The sequence below is a fragment of the Mycobacterium sp. genome (assembly GCF_049683935.1).
In the GTDB taxonomy this organism is placed as follows: domain Bacteria; phylum Actinomycetota; class Actinomycetes; order Mycobacteriales; family Mycobacteriaceae; genus Mycobacterium.
The window spans coordinates 21,540-28,025 of record NZ_JBAUJR010000485.1 but is presented as its reverse complement, the minus strand read 5'-3'; the positions used below and the strand labels follow the sequence as shown (position 1 = coordinate 28,025).

General features: G+C 67.6%; 5 protein-coding genes. 3 read left to right on the top strand and 2 right to left on the bottom strand.

What is annotated here, in order from left to right:
- Positions 1-203: 203 nt before the first annotated feature.
- Entirely contained in the window at positions 204-1,784 is a 1,581-nt protein-coding gene (locus WA965_RS27630) for an FMN-binding glutamate synthase family protein (protein ID WP_526296745.1), read from the bottom strand.
- 73 nt (positions 1,785-1,857) lie between these two features.
- On the opposite strand from WA965_RS27630, the gene pheS reads away from it, so the two are divergent.
- The 3 genes from pheS to WA965_RS27615 are packed head-to-tail and all read left to right on the top strand — an operon-like array spanning position 1,858 to position 5,908.
- Positions 1,858-2,901 carry a phenylalanine--tRNA ligase subunit alpha gene (gene pheS / locus WA965_RS27625; RefSeq protein WP_526296707.1) on the top strand — a complete coding sequence of 348 codons (1,044 nt, stop codon included), beginning with the start codon at positions 1,858-1,860 and terminating at the stop codon, positions 2,899-2,901.
- Complete coding sequence (gene pheT / locus WA965_RS27620; protein WP_526296705.1) at positions 2,901-5,387, top strand: phenylalanine--tRNA ligase subunit beta; 2,487 nt, start codon at positions 2,901-2,903, stop codon at positions 5,385-5,387. Before pheS ends, pheT begins: the two co-directional genes overlap by 1 nt.
- Complete coding sequence (locus tag WA965_RS27615) at positions 5,384-5,908, top strand: GNAT family N-acetyltransferase (protein ID WP_526296703.1); 525 nt, start codon at positions 5,384-5,386, stop codon at positions 5,906-5,908. Before pheT ends, WA965_RS27615 begins: the two co-directional genes overlap by 4 nt.
- Here the strand turns inward: WA965_RS27615 and WA965_RS27610 are convergent.
- A complete protein-coding gene (locus WA965_RS27610) occupies positions 5,896-6,465 on the bottom strand; it encodes a DUF6512 family protein (protein ID WP_526296701.1) in 570 nt (189 codons plus the stop codon). The genes WA965_RS27615 and WA965_RS27610 overlap by 13 nt on opposite strands.
- Positions 6,466-6,486: the final 21 nt, after the last annotated feature.

Sequence of the window (6,486 nt, the reverse complement as noted above, 5' to 3'; positions counted from 1 at the left end):
CGGCGGTGAGGTTCTTCATGATTGTTGCCCTTCCCTGTGTGGAGGTCGGAGCCGTGGAGCGAATCTCGCGGTTCTGACGTTTTCTTGGTGTTCTGATGGCCTAAACCGGCAGGTCAGGCGTTTAATTCCGGTGGCAGTAATTGATCGATCCGGTGGCAGGACCCTTGCGCCGGCCACCGCCGGCGGGCACGGAGGAGGACCCTTCAGCGGAACTCGTCGGCGGAGGCCTCGATCCAATCGGACCGCCACGATTCCGGCGGATCCTCGAGCAGTTCACCCGGCATCAGCCAGTTGTAGATCTCGGCGTAGGTGCGCGAGCGCTGGCTTTCGACGCGGCGGTTGAGCATCGCGGGGGACAACTCATGGAATCCGGTCAATCCCATCGATGCCACGATCTGAGCGGCACTGGCCACTGTTGCGCGCTGGAAGTTGAAGACCCGCGTGGTCTTGTCGGTGACATCGAGAGCGCGGGTGCGGGCGGGATCCTGGGTCGCGACTCCGGTCGGGCAGTGATTGGTATTGCACTCCAGCGCTTGGATGCAGCCCACCGCGAACATCATCGCCCTGGCGGCCAACGTGAAATCCGCGCCCTGGCAGATCCTGCTGACGATGTCGACGCCACTGGCGACCTTGCCCGACGCTCCGATTTTGATCCGGTCCCGCAGTCCCGCACCCACCAGGCTGTTGTGCACCAGCATCAGCCCCTCGGTCAGGGGCATGCCGACGTGGTCCTCGAATTCCTGTGGTGCCGAGCCCGTTCCACCTTCAGATCCGTCGACGATCACGAAGTCCGGCGCGATCCCCGTGGCGAGAATGCCCTTGCAGATCGACAGAAACTCAGAGCGTGCACCGACGCAGAGCTTGAACCCCACCGGCTTGCCGCCGGAGAGGGCGCGCAGTGTAGAGATGAACTCCGCCAGTTCGATCGGATTCCGGAAGGCGCTGTGCGCCGGCGGTGAGACCACCGTGTGTCCCACCGGCACCCCGCGGGTGGCGGCGATCTCGGCGCTGACCTTGGCGCCGGGAAGCACCCCGCCCAGGCCCGGTTTGGCTCCCTGGGACAACTTCACCGACACGGCTTTGACCGAAGGCAGCGTCGCCTTCTCCGCGAAGGCCGCGGGGTCGAACCGCCCCTCGGCATCACGGCATCCGAAATAGCCCGAACCGATCTCCCAGATCAGATCCCCACCGCCGCGCAGGTGATACGGGCTGATCCCGCCCTCCCCGGTGTCGTGGGCGAACCCGCCGCGCGCCGCTCCGGCGCTGAGCGCCTCGATGGCGTTGGCCGACAGCGCCCCGAAACTCATCGCGGACACGTTCAGCAGCGCGATGTCGTAGGGGCGACTGCAGTCGGGGCCGCCCAGTCGGACCCGCGGATCCAGGTCGTCGGCGAACCGTGCCCGTAGCGAATGGCGCAGGAACTCGTACCCCATGGCGTTGACGTCGCGCTCGGTGCCGAAGGGCTCGTCGCCCTTGGTCCCCGCGGCGCGTTCGTAGACCATGTCGCGCGTCTCGCGGTCGAACGGTGACGCTTCGGTGTTGGCCTCGATGAAGTACTGGCGGATCTGCGGTCGAATCGACTCCATCAGCGGGCGGGCGCGTCCGACAATCGGGTAGAGCCGGTAGACGGTGTGCCGGGTCTGCAGCAGGTCCCAGGTTCCCAGCGCCGCCAGGGCGATCAGAAGCACGGCGGGCAGCACCCACCAGCCGTGGTGGAACCCCGACAGCGCGGCGGCCGCAATGCCCAGTACCCATACTCCGCCGACGATCAAAGGCCGGATCAGCACCGCGTGAGGGTATCGCGCCAAGCGACAAACGGATGCGAAGTGCGCTCAGAGCATCGCCTATGATCGCCGGGTGGCTGATCAGCCAGTAGACCTTTCAGACGATGCGCTGGCCGACGCGGTCAGCGCGGCCAGGCATGCCTTCGACCAGGCAGCGAGCCTCGACGACCTCGCTCGTGCCAAGACCGAGTACCTCGGTGACCGTTCGCCGGTCGCGCTGGCGAGGCAGACCCTCGGGTCGCTGCCCAAGGCCGAACGCGCCGATGCCGGCAAACGGGTCAACGTCGCACGGACCGAGGTCCAGAGCGGCTACGACGCACGACTTGCGGTGCTGCGCGCCGAGCGTGACGCCTCGGTCCTGGTCGCCGAGCGCATCGACGTCACGTTGCCCTCCACCCGGCAGCCGATCGGCGCCCGTCACCCCATCACGATCCTGGCCGAGCACGTCGCCGACACGTTCGTCGCGATGGGCTGGGAGCTGGCCGAAGGCCCGGAGGTCGAGACCGAGCAGTTCAACTTCGACGCCCTGAACTTCCCGCCGGACCACCCGGCGCGCAGCGAACAGGACACGTTCCACATCGCGCCTGACGGGTCGCGGCAGGTGCTGCGTACGCACACCTCGCCCGTACAGATCCGCGCGCTCCTCGAGCGGGAACTGCCGGTCTACATCATCTCGATCGGCCGCACGTTCCGCACCGACGAACTCGACGCGACCCACACCCCGGTCTTCCATCAGGTCGAGGGACTCGCCGTCGACAAGAACCTCACGATGGCCAATCTGCGCGGCACCCTCGACGCGTTCGCGCGGGCCGAGTTCGGGCCCGAGGGCCGCACCAGGTTCCGGCCGCACTTCTTCCCCTTCACCGAACCGTCGGCCGAGGTCGACATCTGGTTCCCGAACAAGAAGGGCGGGCCGGGCTGGGTGGAATGGGGCGGATGCGGCATGGTCAACCCGAACGTTCTGCGTGCCTGCGGAATCGATCCTGAGGTCTATTCGGGCTTCGCGTTCGGCATGGGCCTGGAGCGCACCCTGCAGTTCCGCAACGGTATCCCCGACATGCGCGACATGGTCGAAGGCGACGTGCGCTTCTCGCTGCCGTTCGGGGTGGGAGCCTGATGCGCCTTCCCTACAGCTGGCTGCGCGACGTCGTCCAGGCCGGCACCCCGGGCTGGGACGTGTCACCTGCGGAGCTCGAGCACGCGCTGATCCGCATCGGTCACGAGGTCGAGGAGATCATCCCGGTCGGTCCGGTCACCGGCCCGCTGGTGGTCGGCAGGGTGAAGCACATCGAAGAACTCACCGAGTTCAAGAAGCCCATCAGGGCCGTCAAGGTCGACGTCGGTGAAGATGAGCTGCGTGACATCGTCTGCGGTGCAACAAACTTCGCCGTCAACGATCTTGTCGTCGTGGCGCTGCCGGGCAGTATCCTGCCCGGCGACTTCGCCATCGCCGCGCGCAAGACCTACGGCCGTACCTCCGACGGGATGATCTGCTCGACATCGGAGCTCAACCTGGGCACCGATCACTCCGGGATCCTGGTGCTGCCGCCGGGAACCGCCGACCCGGGCGCACCCGCCGCCGAGGTGCTGGGTCTCGACGACGTGGTGTTCCATCTTGCGATCACCCCCGACAGGGGCTACTGCCTGTCGGTGCGCGGGTTGGCGCGCGAGATCGCCAACGCCTTCGACCTCGACTACGTCGATCCGGCCGATGTCCCGGCGCTGCCCGTCGAGGGTGAAGCGCTGCCGGTGGTGATCGAACCCGGCACCGGTGTTTTGCGTTTCGGGTTGCGCCCGGTCACTGGGATCGACCCGCAGGCTGTGTCACCGTGGTGGCTTCAGCGACGGCTGCTGCTCAGCGGTATCCGCGCCATCTCACCGGCGGTGGATGTCACCAACTACGTGATGCTCGAGTTGGGCCACCCGATGCACGCCCACGACCGCAGCCTGATCACCGGCGGCTTCCGGGTGCGCTTCGCCGACCCGGGGGAGACCGTCGTCACTCTCGACGACGTCGAGCGTCGTCTGGATCCCGCCGACGTACTGATCGTCGACGATGTGGCCACCGCCGCGATCGGCGGCGTGATGGGTGCCGGTACCACCGAGGTCCGTGCCGGCACCACCGACGTGCTCCTGGAAGCCGCGGTGTGGGATCCCGCCTCGGTGTCCCGAACCCAACGACGCCTGCGTTTGCACAGCGAAGCCGGACGTCGTTACGAGCGCACGGTCGATCCGGCGGTATCCGTCGCGGCACTCGATCGCTGCGCTGTGCTACTGGCCGAGATCGCCGGTGGCACCGTCGCTCCCACGCTCACCGACTGGCGGGGCGATCCGCCTGTCGACGATTGGTCGCATCCGTCGGTGAGTATGCCGATCGACCTGCCCGATCGCACCGCGGGTGTCGCCTATCCGCCGGGTGCCGCCCAGAAACGCCTCACCCAGATCGGTGCCTACGTGGTCGTCGAGGGCGACCGGGTCACCGCCACCCCGCCGAGTTGGCGTCCCGACATCCGCCAACCCGCGGATCTGGTCGAGGAGGTGATGCGACTGGAAGGTCTCGAAGCCATTCCGTCGGTGCTTCCGCCCGCCCCTGCCGGACGCGGGCTCACGCCGTCCCAGAAGAGACGCAGAGCGGTCGGAAAGTCGTTGGCGCTCAATGGTTATGTGGAGATCTTGCCCACCCCGTTCCTCGCCGGTGGCATTTTCGACCAGTGGGGTCTGCCCGACGACGACGAGCGCAGGCGGACCACCCGGGTGCTCAACCCGCTGGAGGCCGATCGGCCCGAACTCGCCACCACGCTACTGCCGGGTCTGCTGGAGGCGTTGGTGCGCAACGTGTCCCGGGGTGCAGTCGACGTCGCGCTGTTCGGTGTCGCGCAGGTCGTGGAGCCCACATCACAAACCCGCGCCGTGGAGCGCATTCCGAATGACCGCAGGCCTACCGACGACGAGATCGCTGTTCTCGATGCGTCCCTGCCGCGTCAGCCGCAGCATGTCGGAGCGGTGCTGGCCGGCCTTCGCGAACCCGCGGGACCATGGGGTCCGGGTCGGCCGGTACATCCCACCGACGCTTTCGAAGCGGCACGCATCATCGGTAGGGCGTGCGGCGTCGAGCTGACCCTTCGCTCGGCCCAACGGCTGCCCTGGCACCCGGGCCGCTGCGCCGAGGTTCTGGTCGGCGACGTGGTCGTGGGGTACGCCGGCCAGCTACACCCCGCAGTGGTCGAGCGGTGCGGACTTCCCAGGGGCGCGTGCGCGCTCGAGTTGGATCTTGATGCCATTCCGATCACCGAAACGCTGCCGGTACCTGCAGTCTCGCCCTTCCCGGCCGTATTCCAGGACGTCGCACTCGTGGTCGCCGACGAGGTGGCGGCGCAGAGTGTGGTCGAGGCGGTGCGTGCCGGTGCCGGTGAGCTTCTCGAGGACGTCCGGCTGTTCGACGTGTACACCGGCCCGCAGGTCGGCGAGGGACGCAAGTCGCTGGCGTTGGCATTGAGGTTCCGCGCAGGCGATCGCACCCTCACCGAGGAGGAGGCCAGCGCAGCCCGCGATGCAGCGGTGGCGGCGGCCGGTGAGCGCGTAGGTGCCGTTCAGCGGCGATGATCATCCGCGACGAGCGCGAACCGGACGTCGCCGTCATCCGTGAGCTCACCGCGGCGGCTTTCGCCGCTGTGCCCCAAAGCCGTCAGACGGAGGCGGCGGTGATCGACGAGTTACGGGCGGCCGACGCCCTGACCCTCTCGCTCGTGGCAGTCGACGACAGGAACGAGATCGTCGGCCACGTGGCGGTCTCGCCGGTCTCCATCAACGGCGACGCCGCGTGCGGCTGGTACGGCGGCGGCCCCCTGTCGGTGCGGCCCGACCGTCAGTGCGACGGCATCGGCACTGCGCTGGTGCGTGCAGCGTTTGATCGACTCAGCGATATCGGGGCGCGAGGCTGCGTGGTGGTAGGCGATCCTGAGTACTACGGCAGGTTCGGATTCGTCAGTGGCGCGCCGTCGCTGGTCATGCCGGAGGTGCCGCCCGAGAATCTGCTGGTGCTGGCGCTGCGCGATCAGATTCCTGCTGGGACGGTCGCGTTCCACACCGCGTTCGGCACTCGAGACGACCCTCAGCCACGTTGACCGGTATCGGAGACCTGCCCTGAGGCGAGCCCATACCGCCCGGTCATCTGGTCTCTGAACATTGTGGTGCGAGGCGGCGCGAAGGTGGTCGCAGCGAAGATCACCACGGGCGCCAACAGCGCGACCCACCCGGTCCACACCACGACCGGACTGCCGCTGAACGCCGACCCTGCATGGGACACGCACAGCCCCACCACCACGGCGACGATGAATATCGAGCCGTCCACCACCAACCGGGTGCGTATGTCGACGTGAGGCAGCAGAGCGGCCGTTGAAAAGTAGAGACCGAGAATGAGGGCGCACATCGTGTAGAAGCCGACCGCGCGTGCGGCGGCGAGTGCCGGCGGGTGCTCCGAGGCCGCCATCTGGACGGCGGTCATCGCCAGCAGCGGCCAGTAGGCCATCTTCAGGTGTTCCCAGACGCTCTCGTTGATCGGGCAGAGCACCGCGAGCATCCGACGCCGGCCGCTCCACTCGAAACAGAAATGCAGGAGCGTTCCGCCGACGATGACGACCGGGATCCCGAGCAAATCCCAGGCCAGCGCGCTGTCCGCCATCTCCTCGAGGATACGCGTGTA